Origin of the sequence: uncultured Streptococcus sp. (genome assembly GCF_963528215.1) — a bacterium.
Taxonomy (GTDB): domain Bacteria; phylum Bacillota; class Bacilli; order Lactobacillales; family Streptococcaceae; genus Streptococcus.
Window position 1 is genome coordinate 1 of sequence record NZ_CAURVL010000010.1, and the last position, 18,936, is coordinate 18,936.

Annotated in this window: 13 protein-coding genes and 2 pseudogenes; 14 read left to right on the forward strand and 1 reads right to left on the reverse strand. The window is 40.0% G+C overall.

What is annotated here, in order from left to right:
- Positions 1–369: 369 nt before the first annotated feature.
- Positions 370–795, forward strand: a pseudogene (tnpA, locus tag RWS24_RS05725) (IS200/IS605 family transposase).
- Between the two features lie 117 nt (positions 796–912).
- Here the strand turns inward: tnpA and RWS24_RS05730 are convergent.
- Positions 913–1,597 (reverse strand): annotated as a pseudogene (locus tag RWS24_RS05730) (transposase); the annotation flags it as partial.
- Between the two features lie 354 nt (positions 1,598–1,951).
- Between RWS24_RS05730 and RWS24_RS05735 the strand changes: the two are divergent.
- The 13 genes from RWS24_RS05735 to msrB all read left to right on the forward strand — a co-directional run bounded on the left by RWS24_RS05735 (position 1,952) and on the right by msrB (position 18,899).
- Positions 1,952–2,203 (forward strand): DUF3173 family protein, encoded by a 252-nt coding sequence (locus tag RWS24_RS05735; RefSeq protein WP_314366072.1) that lies wholly within the window; start codon positions 1,952–1,954, stop codon positions 2,201–2,203.
- Positions 2,196–3,407, forward strand: coding sequence for a tyrosine-type recombinase/integrase (locus tag RWS24_RS05740; RefSeq protein ID WP_314366073.1), 1,212 nt, complete (start codon positions 2,196–2,198; stop codon positions 3,405–3,407). The genes RWS24_RS05735 and RWS24_RS05740 overlap by 8 nt, the downstream gene beginning before the upstream one ends.
- A 342-nt stretch (positions 3,408–3,749) precedes the next feature.
- Entirely contained in the window at positions 3,750–9,314 is a 5,565-nt protein-coding gene (locus tag RWS24_RS05745; RefSeq protein ID WP_314366074.1) for a ZmpA/ZmpB/ZmpC family metallo-endopeptidase, read from the forward strand.
- Between the two features lie 211 nt (positions 9,315–9,525).
- Complete coding sequence (locus RWS24_RS05750) at positions 9,526–9,681, forward strand: hypothetical protein (RefSeq protein ID WP_314366075.1); 156 nt, start codon at positions 9,526–9,528, stop codon at positions 9,679–9,681.
- A 22-nt stretch (positions 9,682–9,703) separates the two neighbouring features.
- On the forward strand, positions 9,704–9,922 hold the full coding sequence (locus RWS24_RS05755) for a hypothetical protein (protein ID WP_314366076.1): 219 nt from the start codon (positions 9,704–9,706) through the stop codon (positions 9,920–9,922).
- 132 nt (positions 9,923–10,054) lie between these two features.
- Entirely contained in the window at positions 10,055–11,791 is a 1,737-nt protein-coding gene (locus tag RWS24_RS05760; RefSeq protein ID WP_314366077.1) for an ABC transporter ATP-binding protein, read from the forward strand.
- 13 nt (positions 11,792–11,804) lie between these two features.
- On the forward strand, positions 11,805–13,583 hold the full coding sequence (locus RWS24_RS05765) for an ABC transporter ATP-binding protein (RefSeq protein ID WP_314366078.1): 1,779 nt from the start codon (positions 11,805–11,807) through the stop codon (positions 13,581–13,583).
- Between the two features lie 56 nt (positions 13,584–13,639).
- On the forward strand, positions 13,640–14,194 hold the full coding sequence (locus RWS24_RS05770; RefSeq protein ID WP_314366079.1) for a GNAT family N-acetyltransferase: 555 nt from the start codon (positions 13,640–13,642) through the stop codon (positions 14,192–14,194).
- Between the two features lie 402 nt (positions 14,195–14,596).
- Positions 14,597–15,925 carry a branched-chain amino acid transport system II carrier protein gene (brnQ, locus tag RWS24_RS05775; protein WP_314366080.1) on the forward strand — a complete coding sequence of 443 codons (1,329 nt, stop codon included), beginning with the start codon at positions 14,597–14,599 and terminating at the stop codon, positions 15,923–15,925.
- Positions 15,926–16,081: 156 nt separating this feature from the next.
- Positions 16,082–16,792 carry a thiol-disulfide oxidoreductase-associated membrane protein CcdA2 gene (gene ccdA2 / locus RWS24_RS05780; RefSeq protein ID WP_314366081.1) on the forward strand — a complete coding sequence of 237 codons (711 nt, stop codon included), beginning with the start codon at positions 16,082–16,084 and terminating at the stop codon, positions 16,790–16,792.
- 27 nt (positions 16,793–16,819) lie between these two features.
- The gene (locus tag RWS24_RS05785; protein WP_268686685.1) at positions 16,820–17,140 is read left to right on the forward strand and encodes a hypothetical protein; all 321 of its coding nucleotides are present in this window, start codon (positions 16,820–16,822) and stop codon (positions 17,138–17,140) included.
- A gap of 70 nt (positions 17,141–17,210) precedes the next feature.
- Positions 17,211–17,774, forward strand: a complete 564-nt coding sequence (locus RWS24_RS05790; RefSeq protein ID WP_314366082.1) for a redoxin family protein — start codon at positions 17,211–17,213, stop codon at positions 17,772–17,774.
- A 15-nt stretch (positions 17,775–17,789) separates the two neighbouring features.
- Positions 17,790–18,899 carry a peptide-methionine (R)-S-oxide reductase MsrB gene (msrB, locus tag RWS24_RS05795; protein ID WP_314366083.1) on the forward strand — a complete coding sequence of 370 codons (1,110 nt, stop codon included), beginning with the start codon at positions 17,790–17,792 and terminating at the stop codon, positions 18,897–18,899.
- Positions 18,900–18,936: the final 37 nt, after the last annotated feature.

Here is an 18,936-nt window from a genome sequence, read left to right on the forward strand (position 1 = left end):
GGATTTCCAGTTCAAAATATATTCTCATTGAGTATTAAGGTAATATTTTAAGGATAAGTTCGAGCTGTTACAATGATAGGGCATAGTTGACTTTAATGATTTTAAGTTGAAGTATAGTTGTAAAGTTTGTTATGCATTACAAGGTAATACATTATCCTGATGAGTTGATGTATTAAGACAATCGCATGTGGCTTAGTTAAAGTCGTCTGCGATTGTCTTCTTTGTTGTCTCTTGAAAACCACTAGCTATGCTAGTGGTTCCGGATAGCTTTTAGCGTGGTAAGAAAAGAACCTCCTAAACTGATAAGATAGAAGTTGTTTCCCCGCCACTACTAAACATCACAAAGGAGATATCTCATGAGAGAGGCTAATGAAAGTTTATCATATACCAAAGTATCGTCGTCAAATCATTTACGGCAGATATAAAGCTAGTATCGGAAAAATCATACGTGACTTATGTGAGCGAAAAGGTGTGACCATCCATTAAGCCAATGCTTGTTTCGATCATATTCATATGCTTGTCAGTATCCCGCCCAAACTCAGTGTTTCGGCTTTCATGGGATATTTAAAGGGAAATAGCAGCTTGATGATTTTTGATAAGCATGCGAATTTAAAATACAAATATGAGAATCGAAAGTTTTGGTGCAGAGGCTATTATGTATATACGGTAGGCCGTAATCAGAAAGTGATAGCTGAATATATTCAAAATCAATTACAAGAAGACAGAGTAGCAGACCAGCTTACTTTATTCGAGGCAGTAGATCCGTTTACTGGCGAAATGAATAGGAGAAAGTAAGTCAAGGTGCTTAAGTACCTGCTCGGGAAAGTGGTGCGCGAGGAAGCTATTTCGGCGGGCTTTTACCCCTGACCGGTAGAAGCGGCTTACAGCCGCAGAACAAACCACCAGTTTACACTGGTGGTTTTGATTCTCATAGAAGTCTGCAATGTGATATGGATTGGTGTGACTAGCTGAAGCGATGTTATGAATATATTTATATAGGATTTTTCTAGTGTAAGGATTACTACGCTTGGTAATATGTTCCTGTGCCAGATAATCACCAGATTAAAAGTGTTTGAGATCAATATTAATAAAGATATTGTTTGGTTGGGAAGACCGTCAAGAGATTCCAATATTGCTATCCTGTAGGTATAGAGAGCAAGTTCTCGATTTCTGGGAAGGAAACTTGAAGAACCTTGTGTAACCTATTTTCTTAGGCCTAACGATATCTTCTGTCAGATTCTGATAGAATCGGCTGGGGTCACTATAAGTTGTTTTACGATTTAAGACAAATTTGTGAGGAAGCTAATTTATCTACATCAATTTTATCTATTTTCCGTGCTCGCAGACTATTCAACTGTTTTTAGCTTCCAGAAGGTTAAGACGTATATAAGCGTATCCATTATTATCTAGAAATGCTTGAGGACGGTGAGAATAGACACCCGTAGCTTGGAGTATAATATCTGTTGTGTTGCTCTGTTTTCAGGTCTTTCAGTAGGTGATTAAATCCAATCGTACCATTGGGCATAGAGTAGTAACCATGTATATTTTGTCCGTTGATAAGAATAGCTACTTCAGAGTTTGCTTTACTCACATCAATTCCTAAAACTTATCCATATCATGTTTACTTCTTTGTCTTGAATGGATTCCTTATTTTAGTGATTTCATTTCCAATATGATGTCCGGCATATCCCACATACTTTGATAAAATTTGAACTAAAACAGGTCTCTTGCCGATTTGTAAAACGACATCTAGCGCCATAGAGCCCTACGACTTTACAAGATACCTTTACTTTATCATTTCGAAAATATAGATGAAATTTGACTATTATGCTATGTACAATTATTTTATAGAAAAGTAGTTTAAGACTTTTTGTTAATGATCTAACTTGTTGAACCATTCTAAGCTTAATCAAAAGATTGAAATCTATGCAATAAAAAGTAGAAAGAAGAGATGATGCAAACAATAAATCATACAGAATTAATGAAATTAGGTTTTCCTGAACATACGGCACGGGATATTATAAGACAAGCAAAGTTAATTGATGTTCGAAAATTTGAAGAATCTAGAGCTTTATCAAATAATGTGGTAGAATTAAGTAAATCACCATTTGATAATTCACGTCTTAATTTAGCTCCTACGTATATTGTAGAAGAATTACTCGGCTTTAAGTTGCTTTCTGAAAGAAAGGAACAAAATGAGTAAAAAATATAAATGCGTAAGTCGAAATAAGAAAGGAAAAATTTACTATGAGGTTGAATTCAGTGTAGATCCAACTACGGGTGACCGAAGGAGGTTTAGGGTTAAATCTTATAAAGATCAATTTGGAATTGATTTTAAAACAGAAAAGCAAGCCTTTGACGAAGTCTGTAGGATAAGAACTGAATACAATGCTAAAATAGCTAGTGTTAGTGCAAAAAGACCACAATTAGATATTCCATTTTCAAAATTTATGGAAGATGTTTATTTGCCTTATTATAAGAAAACTGTTCAGTCCGTAACCTTTCAAACAGCTTATCCTCAGTATAAGACTTTTATTGAAGTTTTTGCTGACAAGAAATTGTCTGAAATCAATGTTCGGGAATGTGAAGATTTTAGATTATCTTTAATGGAAGACTACTCTCCAAACTACGCAAAAGGACTTTGGTGTAAACTGAAGAAGTGCTTAAATTATGCAGAACGCTTGGAATACATCGAGATTAATCCTTGTCGAAAGTTAGACAATCCTAAAGGAGAAAAACCGAAAACTGAATTTTGGACTGTAGAGGAACTTGATAAGGTATTAAAAACTTTTGATCAGACAGTTTATGAAGAGAGGCAGTTTTATACGGCTATCTGGCTTTATTTTATGACGGGGATGCGAGTCTCTGAGGGTCTTAGTTTAAAGTGGTCAGACATAGATCTTAAAAATAAGGTTATTCATATTCAGTCTACCCTAGAATATCAAGGGAATGGGAAATACGTTCGAAAAGAGCAGACAAAAACTAGGGCAGGAATGTGTTTCTTAGAAATAGATGACGAAACTGTTAAAGTGTTGCAAAATTGGAGAACTGTACAAGTGTATAATAGAGAAGATAATTTCGTATTAGCACGGTTTAACACTCCCATGAACAAATCTACCTTAAGTCGAATGTTAAAAAGGCATGCACTAGTGGCTAAGGTTCCGGTTATTACTGGGAAAGGTCTACGTCATAGTCATGATTCGTTTATGATAAACGTTCTAAAAAAAGATGTTTTGTATGTCTCGGCTCGTTCAGGAAGAACGGACAAAGCTACAACACTAAACACCTATTCTCATTTCTATGATAGACAGATTGTTACTTGCGGTGCTGAAATAACAGAGGTGTTAGGAGAGCTCGGACTAACTGCAAATCCCGCCACAATCCCGCCAAGTAAAGAAACCAAGTAAAAAATAGCTGTGTGAGAACAACTAAAGCAACGACGCTTCAGTTACTCTTAAATAATAGAGTTTCCATGCATAGAAATCAACCAAGTCGAAAGACTTGGTTTTTTTGTATCCCAAAATCATTTTTATGTTAAAACGCTAACAAAAAATAGGATTGTATGATATAATTTAGACAGATTATTGCGATTTAGGAGATATTATGAATAAGATAAAAATTATATGAGATTGTTGATTAGGGAATTTTTGTTAGGGGGATCCAGATGAATGAATGCAATAGCTTACTGTTGCTCATTCTCTGGTTAAAGGATTTGTTATTCTTTTTAGAATAATTTGAAAGGGATTTTAATGAAAAAGTTTTTTGGGGAGAAGCAAACTCGGTTTGCTTTTAGGAAATTAGCTGTCGGGCTTGTTTCGGCTGCTATTTCTAGTTTATTTTTTGTGTCTATCGTTGGGGTTTACTCTGTTCAAGCGCAGGAAAAGTTCAATGTTCACTATAAATATGTAACAGATACTGAAATGACTCCGCAAGAAAAGGAGTTGATTGTAAGTGGATTTCCTAAAAGGCCTGAAGGCAACGAGGAGACTTACTATCTTGTCTATAGGCTAAACTCAAATGCTGGAGCAAAAACCTTACCGAATACAGGCGATGATAACAATTCCAATACTATGATGACGGCTGGTCTGTTAACGACGATAGGATTGGTTGTTTTTGTTGTGTCAAAAGGAAAGGTTAAAAGCAAGTTCCTATTGACTGTGTTGGTGGGTGCTGGTGTCGGAGGAGGTTTGATACTATCCGTCGATGCGTTGGAAAATGGGATCTTGCTGCAGTATAATGCCGAATATCAAGTGTCAGCTGGGGAAAGTCTGCCGTCACCAAGTGAAATCTCAGGCTATACCTATGTCGGCTACATTAAAGATGAATCGATTAAGAAATTATTAGACAATAAGATTCTTGATAATCAGCAGAATGCTAATCTAGATAAAGAAGCTTTAAACCGAAATAAGAAGCTAGATTATTCTGTTTCTTTTGATAAGAATGGACTGAAAAATCAAACTCTTGGCGTCAATACAATTGAGCCTCAAGATGAAGTCTTGTCTGGCCGAGTAGCTAAGCCAGAACTATTATACAAAGAAGAGGCCGTTGAAACTGAGATAGCCTTTGGAGAACAAATACAAGAGAATCCTGATTTAGCTGAAGGTACTGTAAGAGTAAAACAAGAAGGCAAACCAGGCCGTAAAATCGAAGTCGTTCGAATTTTTACTGTAGATAATGCGGAAGTTTCTAGAGAGGTTCTTTCGACTAAAATAGAGGAAGCGACTCCTAAAATAGTGGAAAAAGGGACTAAAAAGGTTGAAGCGCCAAGTGAAAAGCCAGTGGGTGCTAACTTGGTTCAACCTGAGCAAGTCGCTCCCTTGCCAGAATACACAGGCGTCCAATCCGGCGCAATTGTTGATCCTGAGCAGGTAGCTTCCTTACCTGAGTATACAGGTACATTATCTGGAGCCATCGTTGAGCCTGAACAAATTGAACCGGAGATTGGAGGCATCCAATCCGGTGCAATAGTCGAGCCTGAGCAAGTCGCACCGTTGCCTGAATATACAGGAGTTCAATCGGGTGCAATAGTCGAATCTGAGCAAATGACGCCTTTATCTGAATACACAGGAACGCAGGCCGGTGCAGTAGTGTCACCAGAACAAGCTACACCCTTACCAGAGTATACGGGGACTCAGGCAGGTGCAGTAGTATCACCTGAACAAGTGCCTCCCTTACCAGAATATACAGACACACAATCAGGAGCGGTAGTGGAACCTGAGCAGGTCGCTCCATTACCAGAGTATGCGGGAACTCAATCAGGTGCAGTTGTGGCACCCGAACAAGTGTCTTCATTACCAGAATACACAGGACCTCAAGCTGGAGCAATAGTTGAGCCTGAGCAGGTAGAGCCTCCGCAAGAGTATACTGGAAACATCGAACCAGCAGCTCCAGAAACGGAAAATCCTACTGAAAAAGCTCAAGAGCCGAAAGAGCAGAAGCAAGAACCAGAAAAGAATATCGAGCTAAGAAATGTATCTGATGTAGAGCTGTATAGTCTAACTGATGGAAAATACAAGCAACACGTTTCTCTGGATGCAGTTCCAAGCAATCAAGACAATTATTTCGTTAAAGTGAAATCATCTAAATTTAAAGATGTTTTCTTGCCGATTTCTTCAATAGTTGATAGCACAAAAGATGGTCAGCCAGTTTATAAAATTACTGCAAGTGCTGAAAAATTAAAACAGGACATTGACAATAAATACGAGGACAACTATACTTTTTACCTTGCCAAAAAGGCAGAGAAAGAAGTTACAAACTTTACGTCCTTTAGTAACCTGGTTCAAGCTATAAATAATGACCTTGGCGGAACCTATTATTTAGGTGCTAGTCTGAATGCCAACGAGGTCGAACTAGAAAATGGTTCTAGCAGTTATATCAATGGGACATTCACTGGTAAGCTGATTGGCAGCAAAGACGGAAAAAATTATGCTATCTATAATTTGAAGAAGCCTTTATTTAACACTTTGAACACTGCTACTGTAGAAAATCTGACTCTTAAAGATGTAAATATTTCAGGGAAAAATGATATTGGGGCTCTTGCAAATGAAGTCAATAATGCAACAAGGATTAATAATGTCCATGTAGATGGTGTTCTGGCTGGCGAACGTGGCATTGGTGGCTTGGTTTGGAAGGCTGATAACTCTAAGATTGCGAACAGCAGTTTCAAGGGAAGAATTGTCAACTCCTATGAAACAAGGGCACCATACAATATCGGAGGATTAGTAGGTCAACTGACTGGGATCAATGCAGTAGTTGACAAGTCAAAAGCTACAATTGCCATCTCGTCAAATGCGGATAGCACAAACCAAACAGTCGGTGGTCTCGCAGGTCTTGTCGAGAAGGATGCGCTTATCAGCAATAGTTACGCTGAGGGCCAAATTAATAATGCGAAGCGCTTTGGAAGTGTTGCTGGTGTGGCTGGCTACTTATGGGATAGAGATTCTAGTGAAGAGAGACACGCTGGAAGATTGCATAATGTTCTTAGTGATGTCAATGTTATGAATGGGAATGCGATTAGTGGCTATCACTATCGAGGAATGCGAATAACTGACTCATATAGCAACAAGGAGAACAGAGTCTACAAAGTGACTCTTGAAAAGGATGAGGTTGTCACCAAGGAATCGCTCGAAGAGAGAGGAACATTGATTGATGCTGCTCAAATCCCAAGTAAGAAATCTGAAATCAACTCTCTTGCCGTACCGAAAGTCGAAAGCTTACTGACTAGCAGAAATATAGAAAGTGATTTTTCTAAGATAGAAGACTATCAAGCTAGTCGAGTTTTAGCGTATAAGAATATCGAAAAATTACTGCCGTTTTATAATAAGGCAACCATTGTCAAATACGGTAATCTGGTAAAAGAAGATAGCGCTTTGTATGAAAAAGAAGTCCTGTCTGCAGTCATAATGAAGGATAATGAAGTAATTACAGATATTGCTTCGCATAAAGAGGTGGCTAATAAGCTCTTGCTTCATTATAAGGATCATTCATCTGAAATACTAGATATCACCTACCAATCTGACTTTAGTAAGTTAGCAGAATATCGTGTCGGCGATACTGATCTCATCTATACGCCGAATCAATTCTTGCATAGTCATAGTTCGATCATCAATGAAGTTTTGCCTGATTTGAGAGCGGTCGATTATCAGTCAGAGGCTATCAGAAACACCTTAGGTATTTCTTCAGGAGTTTCATTAACGGAATTATACTTAGAAGAGCAGTTTGCCAGAACGAAAGAAAATATAGCAAATACACTGGAAAAACTTTTGTCTGCCGATGCAGTTACTACTAGCGAAAATCAAACGATTAATGGTTATGTCGTTGATAAAATCAAACGCAACAAGGAAGCCTTGCTTCTAGGTTTGACCTATTTAGAGCGCTGGTACAACTTTAACTATGGTGACGTGAATGTCAAAGACATAGTCATGTATCACATGGATTTCTTTGGTAAGGGCAATGCATCACCTCTAGACACAATCATTGAATTAGGTAAATCAGGCTTTAGCAATCTTCTGGCCAAGAACAACGTAGATGCCTATAGCATTAGCCTTGCAAACAATAATGCAACAAAAGATTTGTTTAGCACGCTTGCTAATTACCGAGAAGTATTTTTACCAAATAAAACAAATAATCAATGGTTCAAAGAGCAAACCAAGGCTTATATCGTTGAAGAAAAATCAGCTATTGATGAGGTGAGGGTCAAACAAGAGCAGGCTGGCAGCAAATACTCTATCGGGGTTTATGATCGAATTACCAGCGACACTTGGAAATACCGAAATATGGTTTTACCATTGCTGACAATGCCTGAAAGATCTATCTTTGTCATATCGACTATATCCAGTCTTGGCTTTGGGGCCTATGATAGATATAGAAATAATGAGCACAGAGCAGGGGCAGAACTTAATAAATTTGTTGAGGATAATGCTCAGGAAACCGCAAAACGCCAACGCGATCATTATGATTATTGGTATAGAATATTAGACGAGCAGGGGCGTGAAAAGCTCTATCGAAATATCTTGGTCTATGATGCCTATAAGTTTGGCGATGACACTACTGTTGGCAAAGCTACAGCGGAGGCGCAATTTGACAGTTCTAATCCAGCTATGAAGTATTTCTTTGGACCTGTTGGAAACAAGGTTGTACACAATAAGCATGGTGCTTATGCTACTGGAGACGGGGTTTACTACATGGGCTATCGGATGCTGGACAAGGACGGAGCCATTACCTATACCCATGAAATGACGCATGATTCTGATAATGAAATCTATTTAGGCGGATATGGAAGAAGAAGCGGTCTTGGTCCAGAATTCTTCGCCAAGGGCTTGTTGCAAGCGCCGGATCATTCAGATGATGCGACAATCACGGTCAACTCCATTCTCAAATATGACAAGAAAGATGCGACTGAAAAATCTCGTTTGCAAGTCCTTGATCCAACTGAACGATTTAGAGATGCGGATGATTTGAAAAACTACGTTCACAACATGTTTGATGTCATTTATATGCTGGAGTACCTAGAAGGGATGTCAATCGTAAACCGTCTGTCCGATGTACAGAAAGTGAACGCGCTGAGAAAAATTGAGAATAACTATGTTCGAGATGCTGATGGAAATGATGTTTACGCAACCAATGTGATAAAAAATATTACAATGGCGGATGCGCAAAAATTAAATTCATTCGACAGTCTCATTGAAAATGATATTCTTTCAGCGCGTGAGTACAAAAATGGCGAAGTAGAAAGAAACGGCTACCATACGATTAAACTCTTCTCTCCGATTTATTCGGCATTAAGCAGTGAAAAAGGAACGCCTGGAGATCTTATGGGAAGGCGTATGGCTTATGAACTTCTAGCAGCCAAAGGTTTTAAAGATGGTATGGTTCCTTATATCTCTAACCAGTATGAAGATGATGCCAAGCAAAATGGAAAAACGATCAGTATCTATGGTAAGACCAGAGGTCTGGTAACAGATGACTTGGTTTTACGTAAGGTCTTCAATGGTCAGTTTAATAATTGGGCCGAGTTTAAGAAGGCTATGTATGAGGAACGGAAAAACAAGTTCGACAGCTTGAACAAGGTCACATTTGATGATACGAGACAACCATGGACAAGTTATGCTACTAAGACTATAAGTACTGTAGAAGAGTTGCAAACCTTGATGGATGAAGCAGTTCTCAAAGATGCAAATGATAATTGGTATTCTTGGAGCGGCTATAAACCAGAACATGACAGTGCTGTGCATAAGCTGAAAAAAGCAGTCTTCAAAGCTTACCTCGATCAGACCAATGATTTCAGAAAATCAATCTTTGAAAACCAGAAGTGATGGATTTGAGCTGTCAAATGGTCTGCAAAGTTGCAATTCTGAAATGTTAGGGCAGAGCTTGAATTACTCTTAGACTCAGACCTTCTTGCAGATAAGAAATGACGAACCTAGTGAGAACTAGGTTCTTTTTTTATACAATGTACACGCTTTCATTTTTTGTGCTATAATGATGTCAGAATAGCATTAGGATTGTAAGGAAAGAAGGTGTATTATGATGGATGACCATCATTCACTTGTTAAGCAAAATAGTGATACTTTGCGTGTAGTTGATACTCTATTTGTCATAGCAGCTATATTTGTTCTTGCCCAGCTAATCTATCATTTGGGTGAGTACGCTGGCCAGATTACCTATTATTTGAGCCATTAGAGTATTGAGAGGAAGTGTTCTTATGTCAAGAAATGTTATAACTAGGATTTTAAGAGGAATCAGTATTTTCGCTCTTTCATTACTGTTTTTATTGGTTTTGTCAAATCTTGTTTTGGCTCATGTCTACCATATTCCTCTTATGGGAGACACCATTAAAACAGTTGCTGGTCTGTTTTCAGGCAGTTTGTTGCTGACAGTCAGTTATGAGGTTGATACTAGACAGGAAAAAAGTCCCCAATAACCTTTACCCGCTTTCATATTTTTGTTATAATATCTATAGTAAGGCGTGCGTTTGCGCGCTCTTTTCTGTGTTTAGAAAGCACTTGGGTGCTTTAGAGTGAATTATTTTTGAATAGATGGTGAAGGAGGACTTATGTTATACATTTGGTCTTATTTGAAGAGATATCCTAAGTGGCTGGTCTTGGACTTTGTCGCGGCAATCTTTTTTGTAATCGTCAATCTAGGTCTGCCAACGGTGCTGGCTCGGATGATTGATGAGGGAATCAATCCTAAGCAGACAGACCGGCTCTTTTTCTGGGCTTGGGTGATGTTTGGCGTTATTATCTTAGGAGTGCTGGGACGAATCGTTCTGGCTTATGCGGCCGGGAAGCTAACGACGACCATGGTGCAGGACATGCGCAATGATCTCTATGCTAAGCTGCAAGAGTATTCTCATCATGAGTATGAGCAAATCGGTGTATCCTCTTTGGTCACTCGCTTGACTTCGGATGCTTATGTTCTTATGCAGTTTGCAGAGCAAACCCTGAAAATGGGTGTCATTACTCCCATGATGATGCTGTCCAGTATTCTCATGATTTTTCTGACCAGTCCGTCTCTGGCCTGGATTGTAGCTGTTTCAGTGCCCTTCTTGGCTGTTGTGGTCATTTATGTGGCGGTTAAAACTAAGCCCTTGTCTGAAAAGCAGCAGAAGACCCTTGATAAGATTAATCAGTATGTGAGGGAAAATTTGACTGGTCTGCGCGTTATTCGAGCTTTTGCAAGAGAGGAATTTCAAGAGAAGCGTTTTGCTGACGAAAATGAGGTCTACGCGCAAAACTCCAATAAGCTCTTTAAGCTGACTGGTCTGACAGAGCCGCTCTTTGTGCAGATTATTATTGCGATGATTGTGGCCATTGTCTGGTTTGCCCTAGATCCTTTGCGGGATGGAAGTCTTGAAATCGGAAATCTTGTTGCCTTTATCGAATACAGCTTTCACGCCCTGCTGTCCTTCCTCTTCTTGGCTAATCTCTTTACTATGTATCCGCGGACTGCGGTATCGAGCCAGCGGCTCAAGGAAGTCATGGACATGCCCATTTCAATCAATCCTAATGAAGATGGTGTAACCGAAACAGAGACGAAGGGTTATCTGGAGTTCGATAATGTAACCTTTGCTTATCCGGGTGAGACGGAGAGTCCTGTACTGCATAATATTTCCTTCAAAGCCAAGCCGGGTGAGACTATTGCATTTATCGGTTCTACTGGTTCTGGTAAGTCTACACTGGTGCAGCTGATTCCTCGCTTTTACGATGTAACACTGGGCAAGATTTTAGTGGATGGTGTGGATGTCCGAGAGTACAATCTGAAGGCACTGCGTCAGAAGATTGGATTTATTCCGCAGAAGGCTCTGCTATTTACCGGAACCATTGCAACGAACCTACGCTACGGAAAGGAAGATGCTAGCCAAGAGGAGCTGAGTCAGGCAGCTGAGGTTGCTCAAGCCAAGGACTTTATCGAGAGCCGGGAAGAGCGTTTTGAGACTCATCTGGCCGAGGGAGGCAGTAATCTATCTGGTGGGCAGAAGCAGCGGCTCTCTATCGCCCGTGCAGTGGTTAAAAAGCCGGATATTTATATCTTTGATGACTCTTTTTCTGCTCTGGATTATAAGACGGATGCAGTGCTTCGTCGTCGTCTCAAGGAAGTGACAGGTCAGGCAACGGTGCTGATTGTAGCTCAACGGGTGGGAACTATCATGGACGCTGACCAAATTATTGTTCTGGATCAGGGTGAAATCGTTGGACGCGGGAAGCATGAAGAGCTGATGGAAACCAATGATATCTATCGTGAAATTGCGGATTCGCAGCTGAAAAATCAAGCTTTGACAGAGGAATAGAAAGGAGACTGATATGAAAAACACATCTAGTTTTGCTCGCCTGTGGAGCTATCTAAAAGTTTATAAGTTTGCAGTCTCCTTTGCGATCTTCCTCAAAATCCTCAGCGTCGTTATGAGTGTCGTCGAGCCCTTTGTCTTAGGTCTAGCCATTACAGAACTGACAAATAATTTGCTGGATATGGCTAAAGGTGTGGCTGGTGCCCAGATTAATGTGTCCTATGTTGGCTGGGTTATGGTCTTGTATTTTGTGCGAGCGATTTTTTATGAAATCGGTTCTTACTATTCTAATTACTTTATGACCAATGCAGTACAGGCTACCATTCGTGACTTGCGAGATGAACTGAGTCATAAGATTAATCGCATCCCCGTTTCTTACTTTGATAAGCACCAGTTTGGTGACTTGCTGGGGCGTTTTACCAGCGATGTCGAAGCTGTGTCCAATGCCTTACAGCAGTCCTTTCTGCAGGTTATCAACGCAGTCTTTACTCTGATCTTGGTTATCGTCATGGTATTGGTGCTCAATCTGCAGTTGGGTATAATTGTGGTAATTTCGATTCCGATTACCTACCTCAGTGCTCGCTTTATCGTGAAGAAATCCCAGCCTTACTTTAAACAGCAGGCAGATGCACTAGGAGCTATGAATGGCTTTGTTCAGGAGAATTTGACAGGCTTTAATATTTTGAAGCTCTATGTCAGAGAAGAAAGCTCCCAGGAGGATTTTCGTCAAATTACGCAAAAATTGCAGAAAGTAGGTTTTAAGGCCAGCTTTATTTCTGGTTTGATGATGCCTGTTTTGAATGTTATTTCAGATCTGACTTATCTCTTGCTAGCTCTGCTGGGCGGCCTTCAGGTTATTGCTGGTCGCTTGACAGTCGGAAATATGCAGGCTTTTGTTCAGTATGTTTGGCAGATTAATCAGCCTATTCAAAATCTAACTCAGCTGGCAGGTCAGCTTCAGAGTGCCAAGTCTTCTTTGGATCGGATTTTCCAAGTGCTTGATGAGGCAGACGAAGTCAATGATGAGACAGAAAAGCTGGATCAAGATCTGACAGGTCAGGTTAGCTTCAAGGATGTGGACTTCCAGTATGTAGCAGACAAGCCGCTCATTCGGAATTTCAATCTGGAAGTCAAACCTGGAGAAATGGTGGCTATTGTTGGTCCGACTGGTGCTGGTAAGACCACGCTGATTAACTTGCTCATGCGTTTCTACGATGTGACCAAAGGCGCGATTACAGTTGATGGGCATGATATACGACATCTGTCCCGTCAGGAATACCGTAAACAGTTCGGTATGGTGCTGCAGGATGCCTGGCTTTATGAGGGGACTATCAAGGAAAATCTTCGCTTTGGCAATCTGCAAGCCACTGATGAAGAAATTGTAGAAGCGGCCAAGGCAGCTAATGTGGACCACTTTATCCGAACCCTACCAGGCGGCTACAATATGGAAATGAACCAAGAATCCAGCAATATCTCGCTGGGGCAGAAGCAGTTGCTTACGATCGCGAGGGCTCTTTTGGCCAATCCTAAGATTTTGATTTTGGATGAAGCGACCTCATCTGTTGATACACGGCTGGAGCTTTTGATCCAGAAGGCCATGAAAACACTCATGCAGGGTCGGACCAGTTTTGTCATCGCACACCGACTGTCGACCATTCAAGAAGCGGATAAGATTTTGGTGCTCAAGGACGGTCAGATTATCGAGCAAGGAAATCATGAGAGCCTATTGGCTGATAAAGGATTTTATTATGACCTTTATCAGAGTCAATTTTCTAAAAAAGCGGAAGAAGCTTGATAACGCTTGCTAAATTTTTTGACAACTGCTAGAATATTAAGCAAAGTGAGGTAGCAATGTCTTTAACTAGTCAAATTATTACAGCAGAATTTCCTGACTTGGATAAGGTTGAGGCTTTAAACCGCGAGGCTTTTCCGATAGAGGAAAGGGCACCTATCAGCGAATTTCTCCGTTATACAAACGATAAGCGGTCTCATTTCTTTGCCTTCTACAATGAGGAAGAATTTGTTGGTTTTGCATTTGCAGTTTATAACGAAAAAATGTTCTATGTCAGCTTCTTTGCGATTATGCCGCACCTTCGCAGCCATGGCTATGGGGGAGAAATTATTCATAAACTGACAGAGTTTTATCAAAAAACCATGGTTCTAGAGGTAGAACGTGTCGATGAAGAATGTGATAATTTAGAGCAACGTCAAGCACGTATGGATTTCTATAAGAGTAACGGCTTTCGAACGACCAATGCCTTTCTGGAATATGAAGGATTAAGCTTTGAAATCCTGTATTTGGGAGACCATTTTGATGAGGAGGCTTATCGAGATATTTTCCATATGCTGCAAGAGAAGAACTTTTTTGAATTCGAAATTAAGCATAGAAGATTTAGCGATGTGTAAAGATTGCTAAATGATTTATAGCCATTTTTTAAAAGGTTGAGATAAGATGTCTCAACCTTTTTGCTATAAAAAATCTCTTTTATTTTGCTTAGGATCAGGAAGGACAATATTGTATTTTTCTCGCATTCAGCAATAGTTGAGTATATCTGTTTAAAGAAAGTGAACCATCAAAAAAAAATAAAGAGAGGTTGGTAAATTATACGATTTAAAACAAATTTATTTATCTTACTTTAAAATAAGCCTTAAATCTGTGGATAAGTCAGGAATTTGCTAAAAATCTTCAAAAATATTTCGATTTATTTCGTTTTTTAAACCAACTTACCGTGAAAAGTTAAAAGTCTTGCGTATCGGGCTATTTCTGTATATACTGATAAAGCATGAAAAAAATTAAAGGAGATTCCTGTGATTAAAAAAGGTGCCTTGATAGGCTTGCTCTTATTTGGAATATTTTTCGGTGCTGGGAATTTGATTTTCCCGCCTTCACTTGGAACATTATCTGGCCAGCATTTTTGGCCGGCTATTGCAGGATTTGTCCTGTCTGGGGTTGGGCTTGCTGTTCTGACTTTGATTATCGGAACTCTCAATCCTAAGGGCTATATCCACGAGATTTCTCAGAAGATTGCGCCTTGGTTCGCTATTGTCTATCTTGTAGCCTTGTATCTGTCAATCGGGCCCTTTTTTGCTATTCCGCGGACTGCGACGGTGGCCTATGAAGTTGGTATCGCTCCTATCCTGTCTAAAAATATGACCGGTATGGGATTGATTGTTTTCACGACCCTTTACTTTGCAGCGGCTTATCTGATTTCTTTGAATCCATCTAAGATTTTGGATCGGATTGGACGTATTCTGACGCCAGTTTTTGCAGTTTTGATTATTATCTTAGTCATTCTAGGAGCTTTGAAATACGGAACAACGACACCTCAGCAGGCTTCGCAAGCTTATTCTGCGTCAGCTTTTGGGCAAGGGTTCTTGGAAGGTTATAATACTTTGGATGCCTTGGCTTCCGTGGCTTTCAGCGTAATTGCTGTAACAACTCTTAACCAGCTTGGTTTCAAGAATAAAAAGGAATATATTTCAACCATCTGGGTTGTTGGTTTGATGGTAGCGTTTGGCTTTAGCGCCATGTATATCGGTTTGGCGTTTCTGGGCAATCATTTCCCAGTTCCAGCTGAGATTATTGCCAAAGGCAATCCAGGTGTTTATGTCCTATCGCAGGCGACACAGGCTATCTTTGGACCTACAGCCCAGATTTTCCTTGCAGCTATGGTTACTGTGACTTGCTTTACGACAACAGCAGGACTTATTGTATCGACTGGGGAATTCTTCCATAAAACTTTCCCTAAGGTATCTTATAAAGTTTACGCAACTGTCTTTACTTTGATTGGATTTGCGATTGCCAATCTTGGCCTCAATGCCATTATCCAATATTCTGTTCCAGTCTTGCAAATTCTCTATCCAATTACCATTGTTATCGTACTGATTGTCATTGTCAATAAATTCTTGCCACTGTCCAAAGTCGGTATGCAATTGACGGTAGCAGTAGTGACACTGATTTCCTTTGCGGGCATTCTTGGGCAGCAGTTCCATATTACAAAGGTAAGTGATATGGTAAATGCCCTTCCATTTGCTCAGGCTTCCCTGCCTTGGTTGATGCCGGCTCTAGTTGGAATCCTGCTTTCTCTTCTTTTGCCTAACAAGCAGAAGAGTGAGCGTTTTGAGATGGAGAGCTAATAGATAACATCCGCCACAATGTGGTGGATGTTTTGCCAAATCCAGAAATCTCAGGCAAAATAACACCAAATTCAAGTTTTTTCAAATCTTTCTCTCTATTTTTAGGGAGATTTTTATTTTATACTAGAGTCAGAAATTGATAGAGAGGTTTTTGAAATGGCAACAAGTTTTTTGTTCTTTATTTCTGTTTTTCTGGCGGGGATTCTATCTTTTTTCTCGCCCTGTATTTTACCGCTTATGCCAGTCTATGTGGGGATTTTGCTGGATTCTGATCAGCCGAAAACAGTTCGATTTATGGGAAGAGACATTTCCTGGTATGGTCTAGCTAAGACGCTCTGCTTTATAGCTGGCTTATCAACTGTATTCTTGGTTTTAGGCTACGGAGCTGGCGCTCTAGGGCAAGTCCTTTATGCCCCTTGGTTTCGCTATGTTCTGGGCGGGATTGTCATTCTACTGGGAATCCACCAGATGGGAATCATTAATATCCAGCAGCTGCAAAAGCAGAAAAGTATGCAGTTTAAGAAGGATGGGAATCGGAGTGATTTTCTTAACGCTTTTCTCTTGGGTATTACCTTTAGCTTTGGTTGGACGCCCTGTGTGGGACCTGTTCTGAGTTCTGTTTTAGCAATTGCAGCTTCTGGAGGTAACGGCGCTCTTCAAGGCGGTTTGCTTATGTTGGTTTATACTTTGGGCTTATCGCTTCCTTTTTTAGCTATGGCTTTGGCTTCCGGCTGGGTATTACAGCGATTTGCGAAACTCAAACCTTATATGGGAATGCTTAAGAAAATAGGCGGTTTCCTCATTATTCTAATGGGAATTTTGCTAATGCTGGGAAATCTCAACATCCTAGCATCGTTATTTGGATAAAAATTATATAATCAAAGGAGTCACACCATGAAAAAAATTACTACACTTACAATCGCTGCACTTAGTATCTTTGTCCTAGCTGCCTGCTCTAATCAAAAATCAGATTCTGATATGAAGAAGATGGATGACAGCAGCATGATGAAGAAGGATGATATGAAAAAAGACGACATGAAGAAGGAGGATATGAAAGACTCTAGCATGTCTGATGATAAAATGAAAAAGGATGATATGAAGGACTCTTCTATGATGTCCGACAGTAAGTCTGATATGAAAGATGATATGAAATCAAGTGATTCAAGCATGAAGGATGAAATGAAAGATTCATCCGAAATGTCATCTGACAAATAAGAATTCCACCATAGGAAAGAAAGTCGTCAATTTTGTCGGCTTTCTCCTTATTTTGAGAGGAAAGAAAACGATGAAAAAATTATCCATTTTAACTGTTAGTCTGCTTTGTGCAGGCTTACTGGGAGCTTGCTCAAATCAGAAAATGAACTCGGAAATTTCTAAAAGTGATAAAAGCAATATGCAAACAAAAGCTGATTCTGAGCAATCTATCAAGATGGCCAAGGACTTTAGTCTGCAAGGAGTAGACGGCAAGACCTACAAGCTGTCTGATTTCAAAGGCAAGAAAGTCTATCTAAAGTTTTGGGCTTCTTGGTGCTCTATCTGTCTATCCACACTTGGAGATACCAATGATTTGGCTAAGGAGCAGTCAGGAAAAGATTATGTTGTCCTATCGGTGGTGTCTCCAACTTTTAACGGAGAAAAGTCTGCCGATGATTTCAAGGAATGGTATAAGTCTTTAGATTACAAAGACTTCCCAGTTCTCATGGACACCAAGGGAGAATTGCTGAAAGAATACGGTATTCGCTCTTATCCATCTGCTCTTTTTGTTGGCAGCGATGGTTCACTTGCCAAGACACATATTGGCTACATGAGCAAGGAAGATATTGAGAAAACACTAAAGGAAATCAAGTAGAAAGGTGCAATGAACATGGAAGGAAAATGGAAAATTCTTCTGGTTATGCTTGGCTTGCTTGTCTGCTTTGGACTTGTCTATGTGATTGCAGGAAATGGTAAGCAATCATCTCCAGAACAGATCAAGAAAGCATCTATGAGTAAGACAGAAGCTGTATCCCAACAAAAGCAAGAAGACGTTAAGGAAGAAGATAAGCGGGAGATTTATCTGGCTGGCGGCTGTTTCTGGGGCGTAGAGGAATATTTTTCTCGTGTGCCTGGTGTACTTGATGCAGTGTCAGGCTACGCCAATGGTAAAGATGATACAACCAAGTATGAGTTAGTCTCTCAAACTGGTCACGCTGAGACTGTTCACATCACTTATAATGCCAAGAAAATTTCGCTAAAAGAAATTCTGCTTCACTATTTCCGCATCATTGATCCAACTTCTAAAAACAAGCAGGGAAATGATCAGGGTACCCAGTATCGGACAGGCGTCTACTATACGGATGAAGCTGATCTTGATACTATTAATCAGGTCTTTGATGAAGTTGCTAAGAAGTACGACAAGCCTTTAGCTGTTGAAAAAGAACCTCTGAAAAACTTTATCAAGGCAGAAGATTATCATCAGGATTACCTAAAAAAGAATCCTAATGGATATTGCCATATTGATGTCAATCAAGCTGCTTACCCAGTTATCGAAGCTAGTCGCTATCCTAAGCCTAGCGATGAAGAGATTAAGGCTAAGCTCTCGCCAGAAGAATACGCAGTCACACAAAAGAATGACACAGAGCGGGCCTTTTCTAACCGCTATTGGGATAAGTTCGATGCTGGTATCTATGTGGATGTGGTGACAGGCGAGCCTCTCTTTTCATCAAAGGATAAGTTTGACTCAGGCTGCGGTTGGCCCAGTTTCACCCGTCCTATCAGTCCAGATGTTGCAACTTACAAGGAAGACAAGAGTTTCAATATGACTCGAACGGAAGTTCGTAGTCGGGTTGGAAATTCCCATCTGGGCCATGTTTTCACTGATGGCCCTAAGGACAAGGGAGGCTTGCGCTACTGCATCAATAGTCTGTCAATTAAGTTCATTCCAAAAGCTGAGATGGAGGAGAAAGGCTACGGTTATCTTTTAGATTATGTTTAAGAGCATTTTCCTTGAAAATTTGCTATAATAAGTCCAG